Raw genomic sequence first — 25,264 nt, 5'->3', positions numbered from 1 at the left:
CCTGGCGCCGGGTCGCCGGCGGGCCGGGGCGCCGGGGCGCCGGGGCGCCGGGGCGCCGGGGTGCCGGGGCGCCGGGGTGCCGGGGTGCCGGAAGAGAATCCTCGCCGTCTGCGGTTCTGCGGCCAGCTGCTGTGCTCTGCGGGAGGCGGTCGTGCAGCGTGGTCGCTCGTCGCCCCCTCCCGGCGCAGTACACCGGGACCGGCGCAGGGACCGGGACGGGGCAGGCACCGCAACGAGTCGTAGCTTCGGTACCGCAAAGAGGGGCTGAGCGGTACCGAACCTACGACTCGATGACCTCCCCGGTACCGAACCTACGACTCGATGTCCGCCCCGGTACCGAACCCACGACTCGGGCCATCGCCCCACCTCAGCCCATGAAGATCCCGTTGCCCGGGCCGAGGGGCAGGTCGAAGAAGAAGAACACCGCGAGGATGAGCGTCCACACCACCCAGAACGGGATGACGAACGGCAGCATCCGGGCCATCAGCGTGCCCAGGCCCGCGCCCGGCTCGTACTTCCGCAGCATGCCCAGCAGCACGATCATGTACGGGTTCATCGGGGTGATGACCTGGGTGGCGGAGTCGCCCACCCGGAACGCGGCCTGGGTGAAGGCGGGCTCGTAGCCGATCAGCGCGAACATCGGCACGAACACGGCGCCCATGATCGCCCACATGCCGGAGCCGGAGATGATGAACAGGTTCAGCACGCTGGCCAGCAGGATGAAGCCGATCACCGCACCGAAACCGGTCAGTCCCGCGTTCTCGAGGCCCGCCGCGCCGGTGACCGCGATCCAGGTGCCGATCCCGGACCAGTTGAACAACGAGATGAAGTTGCCCAGGATGAAGGCCAGCACGATGAACGGCAGCATCTCCTTGAGCGCGTCGGACATCATCTGGACGGCGTCGCGGGTGTTGCGCAGGGTGCCGACGATGACGCCGTAGGCGGTGCCGACCACCATGAAGTACGCGACCACGATGAACACGATCGAGCTCAGCAGCGGGGACTTGGGCAGGAAGCCGCCCTCCTCGTTCCGCCACGGGGAGCCCGCCGGCAGCACGGCCACCAGGATCAGCGCGGTGAGCACGACGCCCGCCAGCACCGCGACCAGCAGTCCCTTGTTCTCCTTCGGGGTGAGGGCGGCGCGCATGTGCTCGGCGCTGTCCGAGGAGTCCTCGGCGCCCTCGACGCCGATCTCGTCCACGGGGACGTTCTGACGCGTCAGTCGGGGCTCGATGAGCTTGTCGATGATGAAGCCCGCCACGAAGCCCAGGATGAGCGAGGCGATGATGTTGAAGAACCAGTTCGACACCGGGTTCACGGCGGTGAACTCGAAGCCGGGCAGCGCCTCCATCACCGAGGTGGTGATGCCGGCGAACAGGGCGTCCAGCGAGGTGGGGAAGATGTTGGTGGAGTAGCCGGCGCCGGCGGCGGCGAAGCCGCCCAGCAGACCGGCCACGGGGTGTCGGCCGGCCGCCTTGAACACGAGCGCCGCGAGCGGCGGAACCACCACGAACGCGGAGTCGGCCATGATCGAGGAGATCACGCCCACGAAGCCCACCACGTACGGGAGCATCCACGCCGGCGAGGAGCCGAACAGCTTCCGGATCCCGGCGGCCAGCAGCCCCGAGTGCTGGGCGATGCCGATCGCGAGCAGGATCGGCATCACGGTGACCAGCGGCGGGAACCCGATGTAGTTGATGCCGAGGTTGGTGGTCAGCCAGGCCATGCCCTCACCGGTGAACAGGCCCCTGATCGCGGTGGGCTCCTCCGAGCCGGGAACGGTGACGACCACCCCTCCCATCTGCATCCCGGTGGAGACCAGTCCGGTGATCACGAACAGGACCATGAACAGCATGAATGGCTCGGGCAGCTTGTTGCCCGCCCACTCCACCCAGTTCAGGGCCCGATCGGTGAAGCCGGTCTTCGTCGGCGTGGTCTGTGCGGCGCTCATGGTGACTCCAGTCGGGTCGGGTGAGTGGCGGCTGCCGGTGGGTCGGTTCGTGCCCAGCGCGGCGGACTGCGGTCTGTGGAAGAACTGCGGTCGTTCGAAGTGCTGCGGCCAGTGAAAGAACTGCGGCCATTCAGGGGCGTGCGGTCAGTCGAAGAAGCCGGGGACGTCGATCGCTCCGCCCGCCGCCTCGAACTCCTCGGCGACGGCAGCGGCCAGGGCCGGATCGTGCAGCACATCGAGCACGGTGGCGGCGAGGCCGTAGGCGCCGTCGGCCGCGGCGGTGCGCGCGTCCTCGGAGACGGCCCAGGCCGCGAACTCCCGGGTGTGGAGGGCGACCTCCGGCGGAGCGATCCGGATCACCGGGTGGATGCCGGGCACGCGATAGCTGACGTTGCCGAAGTCGGTGGACGCTGCGAGGGAGGGCGAGACCACGCCGTGCGGCAGCGGGTCCCGGCCGCGCTGGCGCTGCGCCTGGACCCAGCGCCCGGTGAGTGCCTCGTTGGTGCGCACGGGCAGCGACGGCGGATGCTCGTCCCACTGGACGCTCACCCCGACCCCGGCCATCAGTGCGGCACCGCGGGCCACGTCCTCCACCCGGCGGGAGAGGTCCTTGAGCGTCTCCGGACGCTGCGAGCGCACGTACAGGTCGAGCCGAGCGCGGTCGGGCACGACGCTCGCCCGCTCGCCGCCCTCGCGGATCACGGCGTGGATGCGGTCCGTCGGCGGGGTCTGCTGGCGCATCAGCCCGATGCCCTGGTACATCAGGCTCGCGGCGTCCAGCGCGTTGCGACCCATGAACGGCTGGGCAGAGGCGTGGGCGGTATGCCCGTGGTACTCGACGGTGAGGGTCCTGCGACCCAGCCAGGTCTGATCGGCCAGGTCATAGCCGTAGGGGTGGGCCATGACGGCGGCGCCCAGTCCGTCGAAGGCGCCCTCGCGGGCCATGTACTCCTTGCCGGTGTGGCCTTCCTCGGCGGGGGTCCCCAGGAACACCACCCGTCCTGGCACGGCCGACGGGTCCGCTTCCGCGAGCGCGGCGAGCGCCAGGAACGCGCCCAGGCCCATCACGGCGATGACGTTGTGGCCGCAGCCGTGTCCGACGCCCGGCAGCGCGTCGTACTCGGAGAGGATCGCGAAGGTCGGCGCATCGTCGTCCTCGGCGCCCGGGCCGCGGATCTCCGCACGGATCGCGGTGTCCAGGCCATGCACGCCCACCTGGGCGTCGATCCCGTGGGCGGCGAGGACGTCGGCGATCGCGCGGGCGGAACGGTGCTCCTCGAAGGCGACCTCGGGGTGCTCGGCGAGGTCGAGCATCAGCGCGACCATCTCCGCGGCGTCGGCCCCCACCTGCGCCTCGAGGCGCTCGTGGAGCGCGGGAGAGGCGCCGTCGAAGGCGGAGACCGGGTGGGCCGAGGTGCGCATCGCCGTCTCGCGCTCCTCATCGAGCTGGCGGAGGTAGGCCGAGGAGACCTCGGTGTGCTGGGCGCCGGGACGCGCTGTCGGCTCGGTCGTCATGCCGGTCACGGTAGAGCACACACCGGCGTTCGGGGGCGAGGTTCCACCAGATGGCTCCGCGAGCAGGAGCGCAGGCGCGAACAGGCGCTGACGGGGGCGAACAGGCGCGGACGGGAGCGAGCAGGCCTGAGCAGGGCTGCCCTCTGACGTGGGTGAGGGGACCACCCGCGCGCACACATTCCGCAGGAATGTACGATCTGGTCAGTGCCCTGCGGCGATCCCGCAGCCGTGCTTCCCGTGCGGACCGCTCACCCTGCGATCCGTGGTCGTCTCCTGGCGGCCACCCCGTCGCCCTCGTGGCGACGATCCCGTCGTCCCCCGATGGACAGCGCCGCCGCGCACCGGTGACGCCCCGTCGCTCGACGTCAGCGCCTGTCGCTCCTCGTGGCAGTTCTCGGTCGCCGTCCCCGCGGTGGTCCTTCCCCGGGTCGTCATCGTCGTCGGCCCCTCTCCTGCGCCGTTCCCCCGCGGCGCTGCTCCCCGGAGGCTCTTCATGAGTGCATCGTCCCCATCCGCCGGCGCCCCTGCGCCGAGCGCCGACCGCGGTGCCTTCTCGGGCCGCACCGCGTTCATCTTCGCCGCCATCGGCTCGGCCGTCGGGCTCGGCAACATCTGGCGCTTCCCGGCCGTGGCCTACGAGAACGGCGGCGGCGCGTTCATCCTGCCGTATCTGGTCGCGCTGCTGACCGCCGGCATCCCGCTGCTGTTCCTCGACTACGCGCTCGGGCACCGCTGGCGCGGCTCGGCGCCGGCCGCCTGGCGCCGCTTCAGGCGCTGGACCGAATTCATCGGCTGGTGGCAGGTGCTGATCGCCCTGATCATCGCTCTCTACTACGCGCTGATCCTGGCCTGGGCCACGAACTACACGATCTTCTCCTTCGACCAGCGCTGGGGCGATGACGCCGGTGCGTTCTTCGGCGAGTACACCCAGGCTCTCGGCGGGGCCGATGCCACCGTCAGCTTCGACTTCGTACCGCCGGTGCTGATCTCGATGATCGTGGTCTGGCTCGCGGTGATCGTGGTGATGGCCCTCGGCGTGCACAAGGGCATCGCCGCCGCCTCTGTCATCTTCATCCCGCTGCTGGTCGTCATGTTCATCATCCTGGTGGTGCGCTCGCTGTTCCTGCCCGGCGCGATCGACGGCCTGGACGCCTTCTTCCAGCCCAACTGGGCCGCGCTGACGGACCCCGGCGTGTGGATCGCGGCCTACGGCCAGATCTTCTTCTCGCTCTCGGTGGCGTTCGGCATCATGCTCACCTACGCCTCGTACCTCAAGAAGAAGACCGACCTCACCGGCTCCGGCCTGGTGGTCGGTTTCGCGAACTCGGGCTTCGAGATCCTCGCCGGCATCGGCGTGTTCTCCGCGCTGGGCTTCATGGCCCAGGCACAGGGCGTCGCCATCGACGAGGTCGTCACCTCCGGGGTGGGCCTGGCGTTCATCGCCTTCCCGACCATCATCAGCGAGGCCCCGGCGGGCGCCATCATCGGAGTGCTGTTCTTCGGCTCCCTGGTGCTGGCCGGCTTCACCTCGCTGATCTCCATCGTCGAGGTGGTCATCGCTGCGATCCAGGACAAGTTCGGCATGGCGCGCGTGCCGGCGACCCTCGCGGTCAGCGTCCCGATGGCCGTGGTCTCCATCGTGCTGTTCTCCACCACCATGGGGCTCCCCCTGCTGGACGTCATGGACAAGTGGGCCAATGAGTACGGCATCGTCGCGGCCGCCGCCGTGTCCACGATCGTCGTCTCCTACGTGGTGCGGGGCCTGCCCACCCTGCGCGACCACCTCAACCAGCGCGGCACCTTCCCGATCGGGAGGATCTGGATGCTCTGCGTGGCGGTGATCGCGCCGCTCGTGCTCGGCGTCTCGCTGATCCTCAGCACGATCACCCTGGTCACCTCCGAGACCACGTACAGCGAGTACCCCGGCTGGTTCAACCTGGTCTTCGGCTGGCTGATGGCGATCGCCTTGGTGGTCATCGCGATCGGGCTGTCGCTGATCCCGTGGTCGAAGAACTCCAACCTCTACAAGACGGACTCCGACGGCGATCCGATCGCCCCGGAGGTTGTGGCCGGCAAGGGCCTGGTCACGGATCCCGAGGCCGCGACCCCGCACGAGCTGCGCAGCGCGCCGTGACCTCGGGGCGGCGCGGAGAACGGCCGGCCGAGATCCGGCCGGACCTGCACCGCCCCCGTCCGCTCATCCGCCGCTCTGCTCAGACCGTCCTTCCCACCACACAGGAGTGATCATGTCCTTCGCCTCCATCGTCATGATGATCATCGCGATCGTCACCGTCTGGGGCGGCCTCGTCGCCGCCATCATCAATCTCAGGCGCCACCCCGAGACCGACGACTGAGCCGGGCGGGCCGCCCCGGCCCGCCGGCCCCGGCCCGCCGGCGATTGTGCGCTGTGGACCTATGCGAAGCACTCGCATAGAACCACAGCGCACTTTCGTCGCACCCGGCACCCGGCGCCGCGCGGGTGCGGGTGCGGGTACGGATGTGAGAGCCGGAGCGGGTGCCGCCATCCGCCAGACGCGGCCAGCCGCCGGGCGCCGCCACCGACCGGGCGCCGCCACCACCACCGGCCAGGCGCGGCCACCCGCACCCGCACCGTTCCTCCACAGTGCTGCGGTCTCCACAGGGCGCAGCCCCCATCGGGATGCCTGTCGCGTGACGCCTACGGTCTCGGCATGCGTGCGATCCCCCTCCCCGCGGGCGCTCTGCTCTCCCGCAGCCGCTGGCGAGACATGGGCGTCTCCAGCAAGCGTCTGGCCGGCACGCAGTTCGTCCGCCCCCTGCCCGGTCTGCTCACTCCCCGGGCGTTCCCTGCGTGGTTCGACGACATCGTCTCCGCGCTGCAGAGGACCGTGATCCCCGGCGCCGTCCTCAGCCACACCACTGCTGCCGTCCTGTACGGAGTGCCGGTCCCCCTCGATGTCGATGACGGGGTGGGACTCCTCCTCCACCTTCGCGACCCGCGCAGCGGCCGACGGCGGTTGAGCCTGTTCGCGCCCCGGCATGACCCGAAGGCTCCCCCGCTGACCGAGCCCGACCGCCTCGGACCAGGCCACCCGGCGTTGACGCTGACGCTGCCTCACCTGCACTGCCGTGTCCCACCCGGGTCGCAGCCGAAGGCGGGGCGGCACGTGACGGTGCACCGCATGGCCCCCGGTGCCACCAGAAGGTGGCGCGGGCTGATCCTCTCCTCACCCCCGGAGCTGCTGCTCGAGCTGGCGCTCCTCCTCGAGCACGATGAGGTGGTCATCGCGATCGATCACTTCCTGGGACCGAACAGCTCCCTCCCGGGGACCACCTGCGAAGCCGTCGGCCGTGCTCTCGAGCCCTACCGAGGACGGCCCGGATACCGCAGGGTGATGCGAGCACTCGCGGATGCACGCGAAGGGGTCGAGTCCCCCGGGGAGACGCGGACCCGCCTGCTGGTGACCCGCGCCGGGTTCCCCGAACCCACGCCGAATCTCCGCGTCCAGGACCCGGACAAGGGGACCCTCCGGCGGATCGACAACGCCTACGCCTCACACCTCATCGGCATCGAGTACGACGGCGACATCCACCGCAGCAAAGGCGCGTGGAGAGAGGAGCACGCACGGCGGGACTCGCTGGAGTCGGCCGGCTGGACCCTGCGGCGATTGACCGCCGCGGACATCCGCGAGCCCGGCCGCTTCCTCAGCGCGCTGCGGCGCACCTTCCTCGCCGCCGGTGCTCCCGCCCCGCCCGAGAGCGCATGGCAAGGGGACGCGGGCGCCGCACTGCGTCGCCCGATCACGCCGCCCCCTCGCCGCTCCCCGTCATCCGATGTGCGCTGAGGACTCATCTGGAGCACGCCCATAGGTCCTCCGAGCACAATCGACGTCTGCTGGGGAAGGGTCCGCGGGGCAGGGCAGGGCAGGGCGGGGCAGGGCAGGGCACGGGCAGGGCCGACCCGGATACGGGCTCGGGTCGCGAGGCCAGGGCCACGTCAGCACTGGCCCGTCACCGATACAGCGGCACCTGCACACCCAGCCAGTACACCCCGATCACGGTCAGGGCCGTCGCGGCCAGCACCGCGACGTCCAGCGCGGTGACGCGCAGGTAGGCGAGGCGCAGGGTGCGGCCGGCGGGGTTGCTCGCGCCGTAGGTGAAGCCGCGGGTCTCGAGGGCCTCGACAGTGGTGCGCACGTTCTTGGCGGTGTTGAGCATGATCGGGTAGAACGCCGTCACCGCCATCACGCACCATTGCCAGACCACCCGCCAGCCGAGGAACCCGCGGGTCGCGGGTGGGGCGTTGCGCAGCCGCTGCCCTTCGAAGACGGTCACATACTCGTCCACCAGGATCGGCAGCATGCGGTAGCCGTAGCTCACGCCGAAGGCGAGCAGCTCGGGGGCGCGCAGGGCCAGCAGGGCATCGGAGAGCTTCTCCGGGTCCAGGGAGACGAAGGCGGCCATGGACGCCATCGAGACGGCGCCGAGCTTCAGATTCAGCTCGGCGAGCGCGACCAGCGTCGTGAGGTCGCCGCCGAACAGGAAGGCGGCGACGAACAGGGCGATGATGTCCGCGCCGAGGCCGATCACGAACAGGCCCAGCACCAGCGGACCCACCCGGGCGAGGATCACCGAGACGATCCCGAGCACGAAGAAGCCGATCAGCACGGTGAGGTTGTGGGTGAACCAGGGGGCGAACGCCATCACCAGATACCAGGCGATGACCATGCGCGGGTCCATGCGGGAGAAGAGTCCGCCGCGGGTGGAGTAGGCGGTGCGCAGCAGCTCCAGGCGCACCCAGTCGATGCTGAGCACGTCATGGGTCTTGCGGGCCATCAGGACTCCTGCAGGGGATCGAGGGCGGCAGTGGGGGCGGTCGACAGGGCGGGCGCAGCCGACGGGGCGGGCACAGCCGACAACGCGGGCACGGCGGACGACGCGGGCGCAGCCGACAGCGCAGACGCAGCCGACGTGCCGAGCACGGACGGGTCGGGCAGCCATGTCCGCAGCTCCGCGGCGGTCAGCGGCAGCGGGTCCAGGCCCAGCTCGTGCGCGATCCGGGCGGCCTGCGGCGGGACCAGGCGGGCCTGGGCGGTGAGCTCGGGGCGGGAGAACAGCTCGCGCGGGGTGACGTCGGCGAGCACCCGGCCCTGGTCCAGCACGATGACGCGGCTGGCCCAGGAGGCGACCAGCTCCATGTCGTGGGTGGCGACCACGGCGCAGCGCACGGTCTCGGCGAGGGACTCGAGCATTCCGGTGACGTCGTGGCGGGAGCGGACGTCGAGGCTCGAGGTGGGCTCGTCCAGCAGCAGCATCGTGGGCCGCATGGCCAGACCGATGGCGATCGTGGCGCGGCGCTGCTGACCGCCGGAGAGGGTGCGGCCGTCGCGTTCGGCGAGCTCGACGAGGCCCACCCGGTCGATCACCTCGTCGACCCGCTGCTGGGCTCCCGGCACCTTCCTCCCGACGGGGAAGAGGGCGACGTCGGCCCGCACGGTGTCCTTGAGGAACATCTGCTGCGGGTGCTGGTAGAGGTAGGCGACGTGCTCGGAGAGCCGGGCGGCGGAGCGGGAGCGGGTGTCGATGCCGTCCACGGTGACGGTGCCTTCGCGGGGCACGATCAGGCCGGTCAGCAGCTTCATGAGGGTGGTCTTGCCGGCGCCGTTGGTGCCCACCAGCGCGACCCGCTCCCCCACGTGCAGCTCGAGGTTCAGATCCACCAGCACCGGGGCGAGCTCCCCTCCGACGGTGCGATAGCCGTGGTGGATGCCGGTCAGGGTGGCGACGGGCTCGGTGCGAGCCGCAGTCGCGACGAGCGCAGTCGGGTCGGCGATCTCGTCTCCCGCCCCCGTCGGCCGCTCCCCCACCTGCAGGCGCAGCATCGCGACGGCCGAGGGCACATCCAGCGCCACCCGCTCCGCGCCGACTGCGGCGGTCAGGGCGACCGCGTCAGGGGCGGGGATGCCGTGGGCCTCGAGGTCGCGGTGGCGGTCCATGGCCTCCTGCACGGGCAGGTGCCACACCGGGGCGCCGTCGGCCATCAGCACCACCGAGCGGGCGAACTCGGCGATGAACTCGGCATGGTGCTCGATCGCGACCACGGTGATGCCGTGGCGCTCGTTGAGCTCGCGCAGCCGCAGATAGATCTCGCGGGCACGCGCCGGATCGAGCTCGGCGACGGGCTCGTCGACCACGATCACCTCGGGGCGCATGGCGAGCACCGCGGCCAGCGCGACCAGGTGGGCCTGCCCGCCGGAGAGCTGCCAGACGAAGCTGTCCCGCAGGTGAGTGATGCCCAGCTGCTCGAGGGCCTCCTCGGTGCGCTCGCGATAGTCCTCGTGCCCGAAGTTCAGGGGCCCGAAGGCGATCTCGTCGCGCACCGTCGGCCGCACCAGCTGGTTCTGGAAGTCCTGGTAGACGTAGCCGACGCGGCTGGACAGCTCCGCGACGCTCGACTCCCAGGTGTCCACACCGCCCACGTGCACGGAGCCGGCGTAATCGCCGTTCCAGTAGTGCGGCACCAGACCGTTGAAGGTCTTGCACAGCGTGGTCTTGGCAGAGCCGTTGCCCCCGACCACCGCCACGAAGTCGCCGCGCTCGATCGTGAGATCGACATTGCGCAGCGTGTCGCGGTCGGTCCCGGGATAGCGGAAGGACAGGTCCTTCACGACGATCACGGGATCCGACGGTGCCGCGACGATCGGATCCGCCGCGATCGGGTGGGCAGTGGTCGGGGGAACGGTCTGCATGATGCTCCTGCTCGTGGGGGCCAGCGGGCGTTCGGCGCCTCAGCGCCCGGAGGTCCCGGCGTCGGTGGCGTCCGCCGCGACGACCTCCTCGGCCTCACGCCCCGCGTCGGGAGTGGAGCGGGAGAGGCGGAACAGGAGGATCGCCACGAGCATCACCACGGCGATCGCGGCGACGGCGATCAGCAGGAACCATTTTCCGAACTGGTCCAGGAAGTCCGGCTCCCAGGCACCGGCGCTGATGTCGAAGGCCTCGAGGAAGGCGAAGCCGAAGGAGGCGATCGCGAGCAGCAGCACGAAGCCGACGAACATCGGGGTCTTCGGTGCATCACCCGGGATCGGCTCCCCGGGGACGCGCGGACGCATGCCCATCAGGGGCTCGATCTTGCCGTGCAGGGCGGGGATCAGCCACATCGCGGGGATCGCGCCGAGCAGGATGCCGCTCATGATGACGTCGACGCCCAGGCCCAGGATCTCCAGGGTCAGGACCGACTCGGGCAGGCCCTCGACGTACTCGGCGTCCTCGACGCCGACCCACACCTTGCCGAGGTCGACCACGGCGGAGAGGATCTTGTCGATGAGGATGATGGCGACCGCGCCGATCGCGATCTGGAGCCGGTTGCGGGGGTTCCGCACCAGGGAACCGCCGATGTAGATCGCGAGGAACATCTGCAGGTAGCCCTCGATCTCGGCGAGGCCGGAGAAGTCACCCATCAGCAGATCGGTGAACACGATCTCGCCCAGCGGGGCGCCGAGCGCGGCCCAGAACGGGGAGAGCAGGGCGGCCATCGCGAGCGGCACGAAGATCATGTTCGAGACCGAGATGTCGACGGGGCCGATCGAGGGGTCCGGGACGATCTCCAGGATGATGTTCGAGAGTCCGAACAGGGACATCGAGAGCACGAAGACCATCAGCTTCTGGGAGGTGGTCAGCTCCGCGCGGCGCACGCCGTCGACGACGCCGCGCAGGGTGCCGCGGCGCTGGTCCGTGGCGGGAGGTGAGGGGATCTGGGTGGACATGGCGATGCTCCTTGGACGAGGAAAGGCAGGCGGGCGGGGTGAGGCGGCACTGCGGGAGAAGGCACTGCGGTGAGGCGGACCCGACGCGGTCGGGGTCCGGTCAGGGCGCCGACGGGGGTCGGGGCCGGGTCTCGGGGCGGTGGCGGACGGGTCAGGAAGGTCAGGGGCCGACGGCCAGCTGCGCGGCGAGCAGGTCGATGACCTGGGCCGGGGAGTCGAGCACGTGGTCGGCGTCGCCGCTGGTGAGGGCCGCGTCGAGGTCGGCGTCGGAGTCCTTGCCGCCGCGCAGCAGGCAGACGGTGCCGATGCCGGCGTCGCGTCCGCCGCGGCCGTCGTTCAGGGCCTTGTCCCCGACGTAGATGACCTGCGACCGGTCGGTGGCGAGTCCCGCGAGGGCGGCCTCGAAGATCGCGCGGCCGGGCTTGCGCACGCCCACCTCGTCCGAGTAGGCGGAGGGGCCGATCATCGCGGTGAGCCCGTAGCGGGCGAGGATCTCGCGCACGCCCTCGCCGGAGATGGTGTTGGAGACGATGCCGACGACGATCCCCTGCTGATGGCACCACCGGATCAGCTCGAGCGCGCCGGGGCGCGGCGCCGGGAGATTCTTGAAGCGGTGCAGGGTGAGGGAGAGCTGCGGGGCCTCGAGCCGCAGGGCGGCACGCAGCGGGGCGGGCAGCCCTGCGCCGACGAGATCGCCCCAGAGCATGGCCGGGTCGATCTCTTCGTGCCGAGGGGCCTGATCGGCGGCGGCGTCGCGGGCGCGCTTGCGGGCACGGTGTCGCTCCCAGCCCTCGGCGGCGGCGCGCTCGGCGGTGGCTCGGTCGATCGGGCTGCCGATCCGCTCGGACAGCGCCACGATCTGGGCGGCGACCGCCGCGAACCGCTGCGGGTTCGGAGTGGACAGGGTGATCACCCCGCCGTGGTCCAGCAGCAGCGCGGGGCGCCGGGCGGCGACGGCCGACGGCGCGGGGTCGTTCTCACCGGGCAGCGCGGTCCCGTCGGCGGCGGCGACGTCACCCACGGCACCGTCGGGGGTCAGGGTGCCGCTGACGGTGGCGCCCGCGGGGTCGGCAGCAGCTGCGCGGGCGGCCGACGCCTCGAGCGCTGCCCGCAGCGGTGCCAGCAGTCCCTCCGGGGTCTCGAGCACCAGGTCGGGAGTGTCGGTGACGCGGAAGGGCGGGTGGTCGGTGCGGCGGTCGCGGGTGATCACCACGGCGCCGACGCCGGCGCGGCGCCCGGCCACGACGTCGCGGTCCAGGGTGTCGCCGACATACCAGGCCTCCTGCGGGTCGACGTCCAGCGCCTCGGTGGCCAGACGGATCATGTCGGGATGCGGTTTGCGGATCCCGACCTCGTCGGAGTAGATCTGGACGCCGAAGGTCTCAGCCAGACCGAGGTGCTCGAGGATCGCGCGATGTGCCCGGCCCGAGTGGGCGTTGGAGACGATCCCGAGGCGGATCCCACGAGCGGCGCATTCGGCGAGCAGCTCGGTGATGCCGGGGCGCTGGTGGTGGTCCGCGACCAGGGGCGCCATCGCGGCGAGCAGCTCGCGGGCGTCCAGGGCCAGGGCGCTGCGCACCGTCGCGGGCAGGTCCGCGAGCAGGAAGTCCTCGACGATCTCGCGCGGGCCGAGCTCGCGCGGGGAGAGCCTACGGCTGGCCGCGTTCTTCCACAGCGACAGGGCGGTGCGGCCGGTGCGCAGGGACTCCTCGACCTCGGCGAGCTCGAGGTCGGCGCCGACGGCGCGCGCCCGCTCCACCACGATCTCGGCGAGCTCCCGAGCCCAGGTCACGCGCGAGGAGGTGGAGATGACCACCCCGCCGAAGTCCAGCAGCAGCGCCCGCGGGGCGGGCAGGGCCGCTGCAGGCAGGGCCGGTGCCGACAGGTCCGGTGCCGACAGGTCCGGCGCCGAAGGCACGGGGCCCCCTTCCGGCGGGAGGTGCATGCCGGTGAGGTCCGGCTGCGAGGAACGAGGCGCAATGCTCACGTCTCTCCGATCATGAGGGGAACGGCGCGAGGCCGGGATCCCGACGCCGCATGAGCAACGCTAGGAAGAGAGTCCGGTGGGTTCATGAACTCCGGGTGAACCTCCCGGCACGTCTTCGTCTCTGGACCTGAAACTCTTCAGTCCTGCCGGTCAGAACCCGAAAAGAGTCGTGTAGACCGGTCTCATGAGCTCCCCCGCCGACAGGACCGCCCTCCGGATCACGTTGGCGGACGTCGCTCGCGCAGCGGGGGTGTCGTCGGCCTCGGCGTCGATGGCGCTCAATGATCGTGACGGGGTCGCGCCGGCGACCCGGGGGCGGGTGCTGGCCGCGGCGCGGCAGCTCGGCTATCGGCGCCGGTCACGGGGCACCGGTCTGATCGGGGTGCTGCCCACGGACCTCGGGAATCCGTATCACACGGACGTCATCGCGGGGATCGAGGCCGAGGCGGAGAGCCTCGGGCTCGGGGTGGTGATCGCTCACGGCCGGCGGGACGGCGCCCATCTGGAACGGCAGCTGCAGCGGCTGCTGGAGCTCGAGGTGGACGGGATCGTCGCGGTGACCACCTGGCTGAGCCCGCAGGCGCTCGAGCAGGCCGGACAGCGGGTGCCGGTGGTGGTGATCGGGCGGATGCAGGATGCGGTCACCGGCACCGACTCGGTGCTCAACCACGACCAGGCTGGAGCGGCACTGGCCGTGCGCCATCTGGTCGAGCAGGGGCATCGGCAGCTGGCCCATGTCACCCTGTCCACCCGGCCGGGGCCGGCGATGCGGCGGGCGGGCTTCCTGGCGGAGGCGGAGCGCCTGGGTCTGCGTGAGAGCGCGCAGGTGATCGGTCCCGATCCGGCCGCGGCCGACGCCGGCATCGAGCAGCTGCTGCGCGCCCTGCGCCGCGGCGACGCCGATGCGCCCACCGCCGTGTTCGCGGCGAATGACATCGCTGCGGTCACCGTGCTGCATCGCGCGGCCGACCGTCGCATCGAGGTCCCCACGCAGCTCAGCGTGATCGGCTACGACTCCTCCGCGGTCGCGCTCACCGTGCGCCCCCACCTGACCAGCGTCAATCAGCCCCGGCAGGAGATGGGCCGCCTCGCCGCCCAGATGCTGCGCGAGCGGATCGCGGGCCGGGAGCACGACACATCGAGCGTCGTCGACCCGGTGCTGACCCTCCGCGCCTCGACCGGTCCCGGCCCGGCGCTGCACCGACGTGTCCCGCCTTCACCGTCGCCGTCACCGTCACCTTCACCTTCACCTTCACTGTCACCGGCCCCGCTCCCGCTCCCGCACCCGCACCCGCACCCGCACCCGCTCCCGCACGGTCGGTGACCGCCCATTGTGCGCTGACGACCTATCCGCTGCGGCCACATAGGTCCTCAGCGCAGAATCGGCGGTCGCTCCTCCGTCTCCTCGGCATCGGCCGCATCGTCCGCGTCGTCCGCGTCGTCCGCGTCGTCGGCGCCTTCGACGCTGCCGGACACCAGGCACCAGGCACCAGGCACCAGGCACCAGGCATGCGCTACCCTTCCGGCATGCACCTGCGCATCGACTATCCGCACGGCTCTGGGACGAGCCGCGCTGTCGTGCGCGCGCCGATGCCGTGAGGCAGGCGAGGTGAGATAGCACCGCTCGACTCAGAGCCCCAGGCGAGGACCACACGGTCCTCGCCTTTTTTCGTCGCCACGGCGAGGGGTTCGCACGAGGTTCCTCGCCCTTCCGGAAGGACCTCTCCATGACCATCGCCCCGACCCCGCCGCACAGCTCCCCCGAGGAGATCCTCGCCGAGCTGGAGCGCACCACGGACCAGATCATCGGCCGCGAGGACCTGCTGACTCGGCTGCGCGAGGGGCGGCCCCTGCGCGTCAAGTTCGGCGTCGACCTCACCGCCCCGGACCTCCACCTCGGCCACGCGGTGAACCTGTGGATGATGCGCACCCTCCAGGACCATGGCCACACCGTGATCTTCCTGCTCGGGGACACCACCAGCCGCATCGGCGATCCGACCGGCCGCAGTGCCTCACGCCCAGTGCTCACCGAGCAGCAGCTCCTCGACAACGCCACCTCGTTCCTCGATCAGGTGACCCGGGTGCTGCGTTCCGAGCCCGAGCTGCTGCAGATCCGTCGGAACTCCGAATGGTTCGACGAGATGGGGGTCGCCGGGCTGCTGTCCGAGCTCAGCCTGATCACGCACGCCCACCTGATCTCCCGCGACATGTTCCGCTCACGGATCACCGCCGGAACAGAGATCGCGATGCATGAGCTGATCTACCCGGTGCTGCAGGGCTTCGATTCCGTCGCCTTGGAATCCGACCTGACGATCGTGGGCACCGACCAGCTGTTCAACGAGTCGATGGGACGCGAGCTGCAGGTCAAGCACGGGCAGGCACCGCAGACGATCATCACCAGCACCGTCACGCCGGGCCTCGACGGCGGGCCGAAGCAGTCGAAGTCGCTGAACAACTACGTGGGCCTGTGCGCCGCGCCGGAGGAGAAGTTCGGTCGGCTGATGACGCTGCAGGACGAGCTGGTGGGCACCTGGGCCCGCGTCTACTCCGACCTTCCCTTCGAGCGGGTGGAGGAGCTCGGCCGACGGGCGGGTTCCGGAGGCGCTGCGGCCCGGGATGCGAAGCTCGATCTGGCCGAGGCGATCGTCGCCCGGCACGATGGCGCCCCCGCGGCGAGTCGCAGCCGTGAGGAGTTCCTCCGTGTCTTCTCCGCACGGGAGCAGCCCCGCGAGATGGCCCCGCTCGCGCTGAGCCGCACGACGATGACCGCACTCGACCTGGTGACGACGGCGCGCCCCGAGCTCTCCCGCAGCGAGGCACGGCGCCTCCTGGCCGGTGGCGGGGTCGAGCTGGAGGGGCGCCGCTTCTCAGATCCGGAGGAGCTCCTGACTCTCTCGTCCTCTTGGGTCCTGCGCGCAGGGAGGAGGCGCTGGTTCCGGCTCGAGATCGCTGAACCATCGGAGCGTGGCGGAGGCGCGCCTGCCTGAGACGCGGTCGCGCCCGGGCATCGCCGGTGCGCGAGCGCGCGCCGCTGCCCGTTCGCCCAGGCCCCGAATGTGACCTGCGTCGGTCCGGTTCGCACCACCCTGGGGTGTCAGGTACGCTATCCACTGCTCTTATAGAGCGCTGGAGGATTCGCCTAGCGGCCTATGGCGCACGCCTGGAACGCGTGTTGGGTTAACGCCCTCGGGGGTTCAAATCCCCCATCCTCCGCCAGCTGAAATAGCCTCTGACCTGCGACTTGATCGCATGTCAGGGGCTATTTCCATGTCCGGGCACGGTACGGCATGAGCAGCGCAGTCCAGGGTGCGGAGCCAGGCGCCCGCGGCGTCGCGCACTCGTGACCGCATCGGAACCTCGCCCTCGATCGGCCGCGTCCATGCACGTCAGCGGGATGGGGTGCGCCGACGGTCCGCGCCCACGACAGCTCCGCACGCATCCCTCGGCTCTCCCGATCTCCTTCCGTGCGGCCTGCGCGGATATCCTTCGCCCAGCAAAGGCTGACAAAAGCGAGGGGGAGCTGATGTCGAACGCAGGATGGGGTGGTCCCGGCAACGGGCCGCGGGGCGAGGCATGGCAGAACGGGGTTCCTCAGGGAGGAGCACCGCAGGGCAGCCAGCCGCAGTCCGGCGCCGGGCAGACCGCCGGGCCGCACGGCGCTCCGTCTCCTGCCCCCTGGCAGTCACCGCCAGCGGTCCCGCCGTCCGGCTCCCCGTCGATGCATCCGATGGGGTCCCCGAACGTCGGCGGACCCCCGGGCCCCGGCTACGGCTCTCCCGCGCACCCCGGGCATGGCGGGTCCGGTCCCGGCGGTCCGCAGGGCCCGGGTGGCCCCGGTGGCCCCGGTGGCCCCGGTGGCCCCGGCCAGCAGCCTCCCCGGAACCGGCCGTGGGCGCTGATCACCGTCGCGCTGGGCTGCGTGCTGGCGATGGTGCTCGTGGTCGGCGGCGGCCTCACCTACCTCGTGCTCAGCCGCACCGGGGACCACACCGCGATCGCCACCGACGCCCCCTCGGATCCGGTCACCTCCGGGGAGACGGAGTCGCCGACGCCTGCGGAGACGAGCACCCCCTTCGAGGTGGTCGTGCCCTATGACCCGCCGACCGGCACCGTCGATGAGCTGTGGCAGGTCATGTCGGACAACCCACTGACCGAGGGCACGTTGCCCGCTCTGCCCACCTGCGATCTGCCAGCGACTCCGCTGGAGCCGAGCGTCGAGGAGCTGCAGGCCGTGCTGAACGCCGCCTCGCTCTGCCTGAACCAGCAATGGGCCACGGCGAGCTCGGACCGTGATCTGCCGTGGGTGAGCCCGAAGATCGTCGTGTACACGCACCCGGATGTGCCTGCGGATGCCACCTGCGACACTCAGTTCTCCGCGGATGCTCCCCGCATGTGCAACCTGGACTCCACGATCTACTGGCCCGTCGGGTTCGGGACCGCATCGGACCTCACCAATCCGGCGAACGTCCCTGGTGCCTACCTCTGGGACCTCGCCTTCGTCTATACGAACACCGCGTATTGGAACAGCTCGCTGACGATCTACTACGGGACCATCCGCACCGAGCTCGAGACCAGCGACCCGGAGCGCTTCGACGAGACCTGGCGGCGCCTCACCCTGCAGCGGCTGTGCCTCGCCTCCGCGGCATCGATGCAGTTCCCGACCAGCGCCGAGCCCTCTCCAGCGGTTCGAGAGATGCTCACCGACCCCGCCTACTTGACCGAGGGGGAGCCTCCGCGGAACATCAGCACCGAAAACCGGTCCCTGTGGATCGACCGCGGGTTCACCTCCGAGGGCGACATCTCCGTCTGCAATACGTGGGTGGCCGATCTCGAGCAGGTGACCTGACAGCGGCATCCATCGGCGCAGCCCTGGTGGCGAGGACGAAGTCCGATGCGAAGGGCGGGAGCCATCCCCGCCCATCGCGCGGCCTGCGCGGATATCCTGCCGGGAACAATGACGTGACGGAAGCGAGGGGGAGCTGATGTCCAGCGCAGGATGGGGCGGTTCCAGCAGCGGCCCGCAGGGGCCCGATCAGCACAGACCGGGCCACCAGGGTGTGAACCAGCCGGCCCCGAACCCGCAGGGCGGCTGGCAGCAGCCTCCTTCCCAGCAGCCTCCTTCCCCTGAAGGTTCCGGCCCTCAGAATCCCCACTACGGTCCTCCCGCGCAGAGTGGCCAGCCGGGCGGTCAGCACAGCGGTCAGCAGGGCGGTCAGCAGGGGGGTCAGCACGGCGCTCCTGCACCGGGCCCCTGGCAGTCGCTCCCGCCTTCCCCGCAGTTCGCGCCCCCCGCAGCGGGTCCTCCGGGCTACGGCGGACCGGGGCAGAACGGACCCGCCGTCCCCAGCTATGGCGGCCCTTCCGGCCCCGCCGGCCCCCATGGTCCGACGGGCCCGCACGGCCCGACGGGCCCGCACGGCCCTGGCGGCTTCGGCCAGCAGCCGCCGCGGAAGCGGCCCTGGGCTCTGATCACTGTGGCCCTGGGCTGCGTCCTGGCGATGGTGCTCGTGGTCGGTGGCGGGATCACCTACCTCGTGCTCAGTCGAGGAGGGGACGACACCACGATCGCCTCCGACCCTCCGCCCGAGACCGAGCCCGTGACCGATCCGGAGACGGATCCGGACTCCGAGTCCCCGAGCGAGGTCACCACTCCCCCCGAGGAGGAAGGTTCCGGGTTCGAGGTCGTCTCGCCGATCGACCTGCCGCCGGGCGATGTCGACGACATGCGGGCAGTCCTGGAAGACAACCCGCTGGTCCACGGCAAGCTGCCGTCGATCACCACGTGCGAGCTCCCCGAGACTCCCATCTCCCCGACTCCCGAGCAGCTGCAGGCTGTGCTGGATGCGTCCTCCACCTGCTTGAACCAGATCTGGGGCACGGCGAGCTCGGACCGTGGGCTGCCCTGGTCAGGTCCCACTGTCGTGGTCTACACCTACCCGGACATCCCCGCGGATTCCGCGTGCGATTCGAGCTTCGAGGAGGACTTCCCTCGGATGTGCAACCTCGACAACACGGTCTACTGGCCCATCGGCTACGGCACCGCGCTCGACTTCCCCGATGCGGCGGACGTCCCGGGGGCCTACCTGTGGGATCTCGCCTTCATCTATCAGAACGCTGTGGGCTGGCAGAGCTCGATGTCCATCTACTACGGCACCATGCGGGACATGCTCGAGGACGGCACCGACGAGGAGCTCTTGAACGAGTCCTGGCGGCGCTACAGCCTGCAGATGCAGTGCGTGTCCTCCGCGGTCGCCATGCAGGTTCCGTCCGCGGCCGAGCCCACCCCGGCGCTGCGCGAAGCCCTCACCGATCCTGAGAGCTGGATCGAGGGAGAGCCCCCGTACAACATCTCGTCCGAGAACCGTGCGAAGTGGCTGGAGATCGGCTTCAACTCCGGCGGCGACCTCTCTGCCTGCAACACCTGGCTGGTCGATGCTGAACAGGTGAGCTGAGCCCGGGCGCGAGTCCGGCGGCAGGAGGACGATGAACAGCAGGGCCGACGGGGTCGACCCCTCCGGCGACGCCGACGCGACATCGGACGACGAGGACACGGTGCTGCGTCCGGCCCTCGACGAAGACACGGTGCTGCGATCAGCCCCCGATGAGGGCACCGTGCACCGCCCGCTTCTCGACGACGCCCCGACCGTGCAGTGGCCCGCCGGTCCCGGCTCCGGTGCAGCGGCGGGACCGGCGCCGTTGTTGTCGTCGTCGTCCGATTTCATCGATCGCGCACCCTTTGGTCGAGCCATCGTCCCCGATCACGCGCCGATCCAGCGCTTCGACCAGCGCCCCCGATTCGAGCCTCCGCCGTCGGCCCCTCCGGCTGCCTCACCGGCAGCCCCGCGGTCGGCCCCACCGGCGCCCACCCCGTCGGCCGCTGCCCAGCCCTCGCCCGGCGCACCCTCGCCACTGCGGCCACTACCGGCGCCACCGCCACCGCAGCCTCCGCCCGGGATCGACGCCACCACCGGGCCCAAGCCCCGCGGGCTGCTGATCCCGGCGATCGCCTTCGGCTGCGCGATGCTCCTGCTGCTGGGGATCGGCGGCGGGCTCACCGCGCTGTGGCTCACCGACCACGACGACGCCACGGCCCCCATGGCCCAAGACCCTCTGATGAACACCCCCGATGTCGACCCCGGGGTGTGGGCACCGCTCACGGAGGAGCAGGTCCCCGCCGGCAGTCCCGAGGAGCTCCAGCAGGTTCTCGCCGAGAATCCGCTGCTCGAGGCGCGGCTGCCGATCCCCGCGCAATGCGTCCTGCCGCCGGCCGCGGGAGGGATGCTGCCGGCCGAGGAGCTGCCGGGCTATCTCGAGGCGGGCGCGGGCTGCCTGGAGACGGTCTGGGCCGACGCCCTCGAGCCCGTGGGCATCGCCTTCGAGGCCCCGGACGTGGTCGTCTACACGATGGACACACTGCCGACGGACTCCGCCTGCCAGACCGCGAACTTCACCAAGACCGCCCCGGTGGTCTGCCATGACGACAACACCCTCTACTGGCCGGCCGCCTGGGATCCGGGGTTCTCGAACACCTCGGCCACGGAGGCTCCCAGCCTGTACATGTGGCACCTGGCGTACTCGTACACGATGTTCGCGCTGGCCGCAGCCGATCTGGACGCCTACTACGGCGCGCTGCTGCTCGAGCTGGCCGACGCCCCGGAGCAGGCCGACGAGGTCCAGCGCCGGTACGCACTGCAGGTCTCCTGCCTCTCCTCGGCCGCGGCCTTCCAGCTGCCGCAGGGTATCCGCCCGGCCGAGCGGGTCGAGGATTTCGTGACCTCCGTCGAGGCGCAGGGTGAGCCTGTCACCGCGGGTGATCCCGCCCAAGAGTCGCGTGCCGCCTGGGTGGGCACCGGACGGGACAGCCGCGGGTCCCTCGGCGAGTGCTCGACCTGGTCGGCAGGCGCCGACGCTGTGGCCTGACCCTCACCCGGCATTTCTATGGCCAGCTCAGAACAGCGCCGGCTGCAGCGCCAGATCCAGTGCCGAGGGCGCGGTGCGGATCCGACGTGCGGCGTCGGCCGCGTAGCGTCGCTGCTCGGGCTGGTCCTCGTCCTCGCGGGAGTCCAGGCCGTGACGCCTCAGCAGCGGCCGAAGCCGCTGGGCGAGGTGCTTGCGGTACGCCGCCGGGGCGTAGGACGCGGTGCCGTAGAAGCGTCGGTACCCGGTGGCGAGCTCCGGGTGCTCCCGCTGGATCCACTCGAGGAACCACTCCTTCGCCCCCGGGCGCAGGTGCAGCGCGCCGAAGATGACGTGCGCGGCGCCGGCGCCGGCGATCTGGGCGAGGGCGTCGTCGAGCTGGGCGTCGGAATCCGTCAGCCACGGCATGATCGGCATGAGGAACACGGTGACTCGGAAGCCGGCGTCGGCCGCGGCGCGCACCGTCGCCAACCGCGCCGCAGTGGTGGGCGTGCCGGGCTCGACGGCCTTCTGCAGCGCGTCGTCGAACACGGCGATCGACATCGAGAGGTCCACCGGGACCCGCTCGGCGGCTGTCACCAGCTGCGGCAGGTCGCGGCGCAGCAGCGTGCCCTTGGTGAGGATCGACAGCGGGGTGCCGGAGTCCGCCAGGGCATCGATGATGCCGGGCATCAGCCGGTACCGCCCCTCGGCCCGCTGGTAGGGATCGGTGTTGGTGCCCAGTGCCACCAGGTCCCACCGCCAGGAGCGCTTCGCGAGTTCGGCTCGCAGCACCTCGGCGGTGTTGACCTTGACGATCACTTGTTGATCGAAGCCGGCGCCCGCATCGAGGTCGAGGTAGCGGTGGCTGCTGCGGGCGAAGCAGTAGACACAGGCGTGCGAGCAGCCGCGGTAGGGGTTCACCGTCCACTCGAAGGGCATCGAGCTCGCGGCGGGCACGCGATTCAGCGCGGACTTCGCGGTGACCTCGTGGAAGGTGACGCCCTGGAAGTCGGGGGTGGTCACGCTGCGCACGAGGCCCGACAGGCCCAGCAGCGCCGGGGACCGCTGCTGCTCGCCGGGCTCTTGGCCAATCTCCTGCCCACTCCATCGCATACCGCACAGTCGAACACGTGTTCGAGCTGGCGTCAAGGATCGATGGCACCGCTTAGCCTGGATCGATGGTGACCGACCCCGCTCCCCCAGCCGCTTCCGACCCGCAGACCGGCGCGTCTCCGAAGCCCGACCCCGCGCTGTACACCGCCCGGGTCGAGAACAGCGGAGGCACCTCTGGCCGGGTGCAGATCCGCGGAGCCTCCGCCATTGCGCTCGAGGCTCTGGCCGACGCCCCGGACGGGGCGGTCGCGCTGCCGACGGGTGGGCCGACGCCCACAGCGAAGGGGTTCAACCCCGAGCAGTTCCTGGCGATGGCCTGGAGCACGTGCCTCGGGGAGACGCTGCGGGTGGTGATGAACGCCCAGGGGCTCGAGCATCCCAGCCAGGTGAGCGTCGAGGTGGGGCTGCACCCCGACCCAGCCGGCGGCTACCGCTTCATACCCCGCGCCCTGGTGAGCATCCCGGGACTGGACCCGGACCAGGCCCAGCGACTGGTCGACGCCGCGCATGCCCGCTGCCCCGTCTCCAAGCTCCTGCGCGGGCAGGGCGTGCCGGTCGTCGAGCTGAGAGTTCAACACTGAACGTGATGCAGCACATAACCTTCTGACCTGCATGGTCGGTAGGCTGGGCCGACGATGATCGAGCTGCGGAATGTCACCAAGAGCTTCCCCCAGGGACGCTCCACGGCGACCGCGCTGAACGACGTCACCCTCACCATCGAAGACCGCGAGATGTTCGGCATCGTCGGCGAATCCGGCTCGGGCAAATCGACGCTGCTGCGGCTGATCAACCACCTCGAGGCCCCTTCTTCCGGAACCGTGCTGGTGGACGGGGAGGACCTCGGCGCCCTGTCCCCACGCGAGCTGCGGAAGCGCCGGCGCGGCATCGGCATGGTGTTCCAGCAGTTCAACCTGCTGGGCAACTCGACCGTCTTCGACAACGTGGCCCGACCGCTGCGGCTGCAGCGCCGCCGTGAGCGCGACACTGTGATGCAGATGCTCGAGTTCGTGAAGATGGCCGATCATCACCGCAAGCACCCCAGCCAGCTCTCCGGCGGCGAGAAGCAGCGCGTGGCGATCGCCCGGGCGCTGTCCACCCAGCCGGGGATCCTGCTGTGCGACGAGCCCACCTCGGCCCTGGACTCAGGGACCACCGAGGAGGTCATGGCCATCCTGCGTGATGTTCGCGACCGTTTCGGCACCACGATCGTGCTGGTCAGCCACGAGCTGGACGTCATCAAGTCCTCGTGCGACCGGGCTGCGGTGCTCGAGCAGGGCCGTCTCGCCGCTCTCACCGAGGTGACCCCGCCACCCCTGCAGGAACGGTTCGACTCCTACGCCGAGCGTGCCCGGGAGTTCCTGGGATGAGCGATCTGCTGGCACGCCTCGGCGAGTACCGCGGAGAGATCGTCCTCTCGATCCTCGAGACCGGGATCATGATGGTCAACTCCATGGTCGCGGCGGTGCTCGTGGGCCTCCCGATCGGGACCCTGCTCTACCTCGCCCGGCCCGACGGGCCCTACCCCCGGCTCTGGCTGCACCGACTGCTGAACGCCTATGTCAACGTGGTGCGCTCGGTGCCCTTCCTCCTGTTCGTGGTGGCGCTGATCCCGTTCACCCGCTGGCTGGTGGGGACGTCCTTCGGTACCACGGCGGCGTCGGTGCCGCTGGCCTTCGTCGCCGCCGCGCTCTACGCCCGCTTCTCCGAGCAGACCCTGCTGGATGTGCCCGAGCAGACCGTGGAGCTGGCCCGTTCGCTGGGCGCCGGGCCGCTGCAGCTGATCAGCCTGTTCCTGTTCCCCGAAGCCCGCTCCGGCCTGGTGCTGAGCCTGACCACGGTGACGATCTCGATGGTCAGCTACTCCACCATCATGGGCGTCGTCGGCGGCGGCGGCGTGGGCGACTTCGCGATCCGGTACGGCTACCAGACCTACGAATACGACCTGATGTACACGACGATCCTCATAATGGTCGTGTGCGTGATGGTCATCCAGGGAGCGGGCACCCTGCTTGCCCGCATCATCGACAAGCGGGCGCGCTGAGCGCCTCCTGACCAGGAACGAGACCCCCATGACGCGACACCTGTTCAACCGCCGCAGCTTCGCCCTGACCGCCCTTGCCGGGACCACCGCCCTGGCCCTTGCCGCATGCGGGGCAGGCGAGTCCGGCGGCGGCGAGGAGGACAAGGTCATCAAGGTGGCCTCCCACCTGCCGCCGATGACCGACGTGGTCACCCTCGCCGGCGAGGCCGCCGCCGAGGAGGGGTACACGATCGAGCTGGTGCAGGTCAGCGACAACGTCCAGTACAACCGGCTGCTGGCCGACGGCGAGGTCGATGCGAACTTCGCCCAGCACGAGCCGTACATGCAGGCGTTCAACGAGGCCCATGGCGCGAATCTGGTGCTGCTGGACGGGATCTACGACGCGAAGGTCGGCTTCTACGCCAAAGCCTTCGACGACATCGAGCAGCTCCCCGAGGGCGCGAAGGTCGCGATCCCCAACGATGCCTCCAACGAGGGCCGCGCGCTCGCGATCCTCGCAGGGCAGGAGCTGATCACCCTGCCCGAGGGCACCGGCTTCGAGGGCCGCGTGGGCGAGATCGTGGACAACCCCCTGTCCCTCGAGTTCGTGCAGATCGACCTGCTGAACCTCCCCTCCGCCTACGACGAGGAGGGCATGGCGCTGGTCTACAGCTACCCCTCCTACATCGAGAAGGTGGGCCTGACCCCGGCCGATGCGCTCCTGCTCGAGGAGCTCGTGGACCAGCGATTCACCATCTCCCTGATCGCACGCGAGGACAACCAGGACTCCGAGAAGATCCAGGTGCTGCGCCGGGCGATGACCAGCGACGCAGTGCGCAGCTTCCTCGAGGAGGAGCACAGCGCCACCCTGCTGCCCGCCTTCTGAACTGCCCGCGTCCTGAGAGGCGCGCAGCAGAGGGCCGCGCCCCGCGTTACTCGTCAGTACCCGCTCTGAACTGTCGCATCAGCCACGCCGTCACGACAGTTCGGAGGGGATACCCATGAGTAGCTGACGGAACGTCCGGCATGGGCTC

Annotated in this window: 19 protein-coding genes and 1 tRNA gene; 13 read left to right on the top strand and 7 right to left on the bottom strand. The window is 70.6% G+C overall.

Translation table 11 applies throughout. From position 1 onward, the window contains the following. Positions 1 to 367: 367 nt before the first annotated feature. Positions 368 to 1,951: an AbgT family transporter gene (locus ACTH43_RS15410; protein ID WP_441445781.1), complete on the bottom strand. Its 1,584-nt coding sequence runs from the start codon at positions 1,949 to 1,951 to the stop codon at positions 368 to 370. 144 nt (positions 1,952 to 2,095) lie between these two features. Further along, positions 2,096 to 3,466, bottom strand: a complete 1,371-nt coding sequence (locus ACTH43_RS15405) for a M20 family metallopeptidase (RefSeq protein ID WP_441445780.1) — start codon at positions 3,464 to 3,466, stop codon at positions 2,096 to 2,098. A gap of 493 nt (positions 3,467 to 3,959) precedes the next feature. Between ACTH43_RS15405 and ACTH43_RS15400 the strand changes: the two genes are divergently transcribed. The 3 genes from ACTH43_RS15400 to ACTH43_RS15390 all read left to right on the top strand — a co-directional run bounded on the left by ACTH43_RS15400 (position 3,960) and on the right by ACTH43_RS15390 (position 7,290). Then, positions 3,960 to 5,600: a sodium-dependent transporter gene (locus tag ACTH43_RS15400; RefSeq protein WP_441445779.1), complete on the top strand. Its 1,641-nt coding sequence runs from the start codon at positions 3,960 to 3,962 to the stop codon at positions 5,598 to 5,600. 112 nt (positions 5,601 to 5,712) lie between these two features. Beyond that, a complete protein-coding gene (locus ACTH43_RS15395; RefSeq protein WP_441445778.1) occupies positions 5,713 to 5,820 on the top strand; it encodes a methionine/alanine import family NSS transporter small subunit in 108 nt (35 codons plus the stop codon). Between the two features lie 336 nt (positions 5,821 to 6,156). Continuing rightward, positions 6,157 to 7,290, top strand: a complete 1,134-nt coding sequence (locus ACTH43_RS15390; RefSeq protein WP_441445777.1) for a hypothetical protein — start codon at positions 6,157 to 6,159, stop codon at positions 7,288 to 7,290. 166 nt (positions 7,291 to 7,456) lie between these two features. Here ACTH43_RS15390 and ACTH43_RS15385 read toward each other — a convergent pair whose 3' ends face one another. The 4 genes from ACTH43_RS15385 to ACTH43_RS15370 form a co-directional block, all read right to left on the bottom strand. Continuing rightward, positions 7,457 to 8,281, bottom strand: a complete 825-nt coding sequence (locus tag ACTH43_RS15385; RefSeq protein WP_441445776.1) for an energy-coupling factor transporter transmembrane component T family protein — start codon at positions 8,279 to 8,281, stop codon at positions 7,457 to 7,459. Further along, a complete protein-coding gene (locus tag ACTH43_RS15380; protein WP_441445775.1) occupies positions 8,281 to 10,194 on the bottom strand; it encodes an ABC transporter ATP-binding protein in 1,914 nt (637 codons plus the stop codon). The genes ACTH43_RS15385 and ACTH43_RS15380 overlap by 1 nt, the downstream gene beginning before the upstream one ends. A gap of 39 nt (positions 10,195 to 10,233) precedes the next feature. Continuing rightward, positions 10,234 to 11,211 (bottom strand): cell division protein FtsQ, encoded by a 978-nt coding sequence (locus ACTH43_RS15375; protein WP_441445774.1) that lies wholly within the window; start codon positions 11,209 to 11,211, stop codon positions 10,234 to 10,236. Between the two features lie 160 nt (positions 11,212 to 11,371). After that, positions 11,372 to 13,129, bottom strand: a complete 1,758-nt coding sequence (locus ACTH43_RS15370) for an HAD family hydrolase (RefSeq protein ID WP_441445773.1) — start codon at positions 13,127 to 13,129, stop codon at positions 11,372 to 11,374. Between the two features lie 253 nt (positions 13,130 to 13,382). On the opposite strand from ACTH43_RS15370, the gene ACTH43_RS15365 reads away from it, so the two are divergent. The 6 genes from ACTH43_RS15365 to ACTH43_RS15340 all read left to right on the top strand — a co-directional run bounded on the left by ACTH43_RS15365 (position 13,383) and on the right by ACTH43_RS15340 (position 21,118). After that, positions 13,383 to 14,522: a LacI family DNA-binding transcriptional regulator gene (locus tag ACTH43_RS15365; protein WP_441445772.1), complete on the top strand. Its 1,140-nt coding sequence runs from the start codon at positions 13,383 to 13,385 to the stop codon at positions 14,520 to 14,522. A 403-nt stretch (positions 14,523 to 14,925) separates the two neighbouring features. Then, positions 14,926 to 16,185 carry a tyrosine--tRNA ligase gene (gene tyrS, locus ACTH43_RS15360; RefSeq protein ID WP_441445771.1) on the top strand — a complete coding sequence of 420 codons (1,260 nt, stop codon included), beginning with the start codon at positions 14,926 to 14,928 and terminating at the stop codon, positions 16,183 to 16,185. Positions 16,186 to 16,326: 141 nt separating this feature from the next. Then, a tRNA-Ser gene (locus ACTH43_RS15355) sits at positions 16,327 to 16,414 on the top strand. Positions 16,415 to 16,721: 307 nt separating this feature from the next. Then, on the top strand, positions 16,722 to 18,044 hold the full coding sequence (locus ACTH43_RS15350) for a hypothetical protein (RefSeq protein WP_441445770.1): 1,323 nt from the start codon (positions 16,722 to 16,724) through the stop codon (positions 18,042 to 18,044). A gap of 628 nt (positions 18,045 to 18,672) precedes the next feature. Then, the gene (locus ACTH43_RS15345; RefSeq protein WP_441445769.1) at positions 18,673 to 19,650 is read left to right on the top strand and encodes a hypothetical protein; all 978 of its coding nucleotides are present in this window, start codon (positions 18,673 to 18,675) and stop codon (positions 19,648 to 19,650) included. A 31-nt stretch (positions 19,651 to 19,681) separates the two neighbouring features. Next, entirely contained in the window at positions 19,682 to 21,118 is a 1,437-nt protein-coding gene (locus tag ACTH43_RS15340; RefSeq protein WP_441445768.1) for a hypothetical protein, read from the top strand. Positions 21,119 to 21,145: 27 nt separating this feature from the next. Here ACTH43_RS15340 and ACTH43_RS15335 read toward each other — a convergent pair whose 3' ends face one another. Then, a complete protein-coding gene (locus ACTH43_RS15335) occupies positions 21,146 to 22,210 on the bottom strand; it encodes an Rv2578c family radical SAM protein (protein WP_441445767.1) in 1,065 nt (354 codons plus the stop codon). Positions 22,211 to 22,275: 65 nt separating this feature from the next. Here ACTH43_RS15335 and ACTH43_RS15330 point away from each other — a divergent pair, with 65 nt between their 5' ends. The 4 genes from ACTH43_RS15330 to ACTH43_RS15315 are packed head-to-tail and all read left to right on the top strand — an operon-like array spanning position 22,276 to position 25,116. Then, entirely contained in the window at positions 22,276 to 22,791 is a 516-nt protein-coding gene (locus ACTH43_RS15330) for an OsmC family protein (RefSeq protein ID WP_441445766.1), read from the top strand. A 54-nt stretch (positions 22,792 to 22,845) separates the two neighbouring features. Continuing rightward, positions 22,846 to 23,577: a methionine ABC transporter ATP-binding protein gene (locus ACTH43_RS15325; RefSeq protein ID WP_441445765.1), complete on the top strand. Its 732-nt coding sequence runs from the start codon at positions 22,846 to 22,848 to the stop codon at positions 23,575 to 23,577. Beyond that, positions 23,574 to 24,251, top strand: coding sequence for a methionine ABC transporter permease (locus ACTH43_RS15320; RefSeq protein WP_441445764.1), 678 nt, complete (start codon positions 23,574 to 23,576; stop codon positions 24,249 to 24,251). The genes ACTH43_RS15325 and ACTH43_RS15320 overlap by 4 nt, the downstream gene beginning before the upstream one ends. Positions 24,252 to 24,279: 28 nt before the next feature. Then, positions 24,280 to 25,116, top strand: a complete 837-nt coding sequence (locus ACTH43_RS15315; RefSeq protein ID WP_441445763.1) for a MetQ/NlpA family ABC transporter substrate-binding protein — start codon at positions 24,280 to 24,282, stop codon at positions 25,114 to 25,116. Positions 25,117 to 25,264 lie beyond the last annotated feature (148 nt).

Origin of the sequence: Brachybacterium sp., assembly GCF_052095815.1 — a bacterium.
Classification (GTDB): domain Bacteria; phylum Actinomycetota; class Actinomycetes; order Actinomycetales; family Dermabacteraceae; genus Brachybacterium.
The sequence above is the reverse complement of the archived record's forward strand: the minus strand, read 5'-3'. Positions and strand labels throughout refer to the sequence as shown.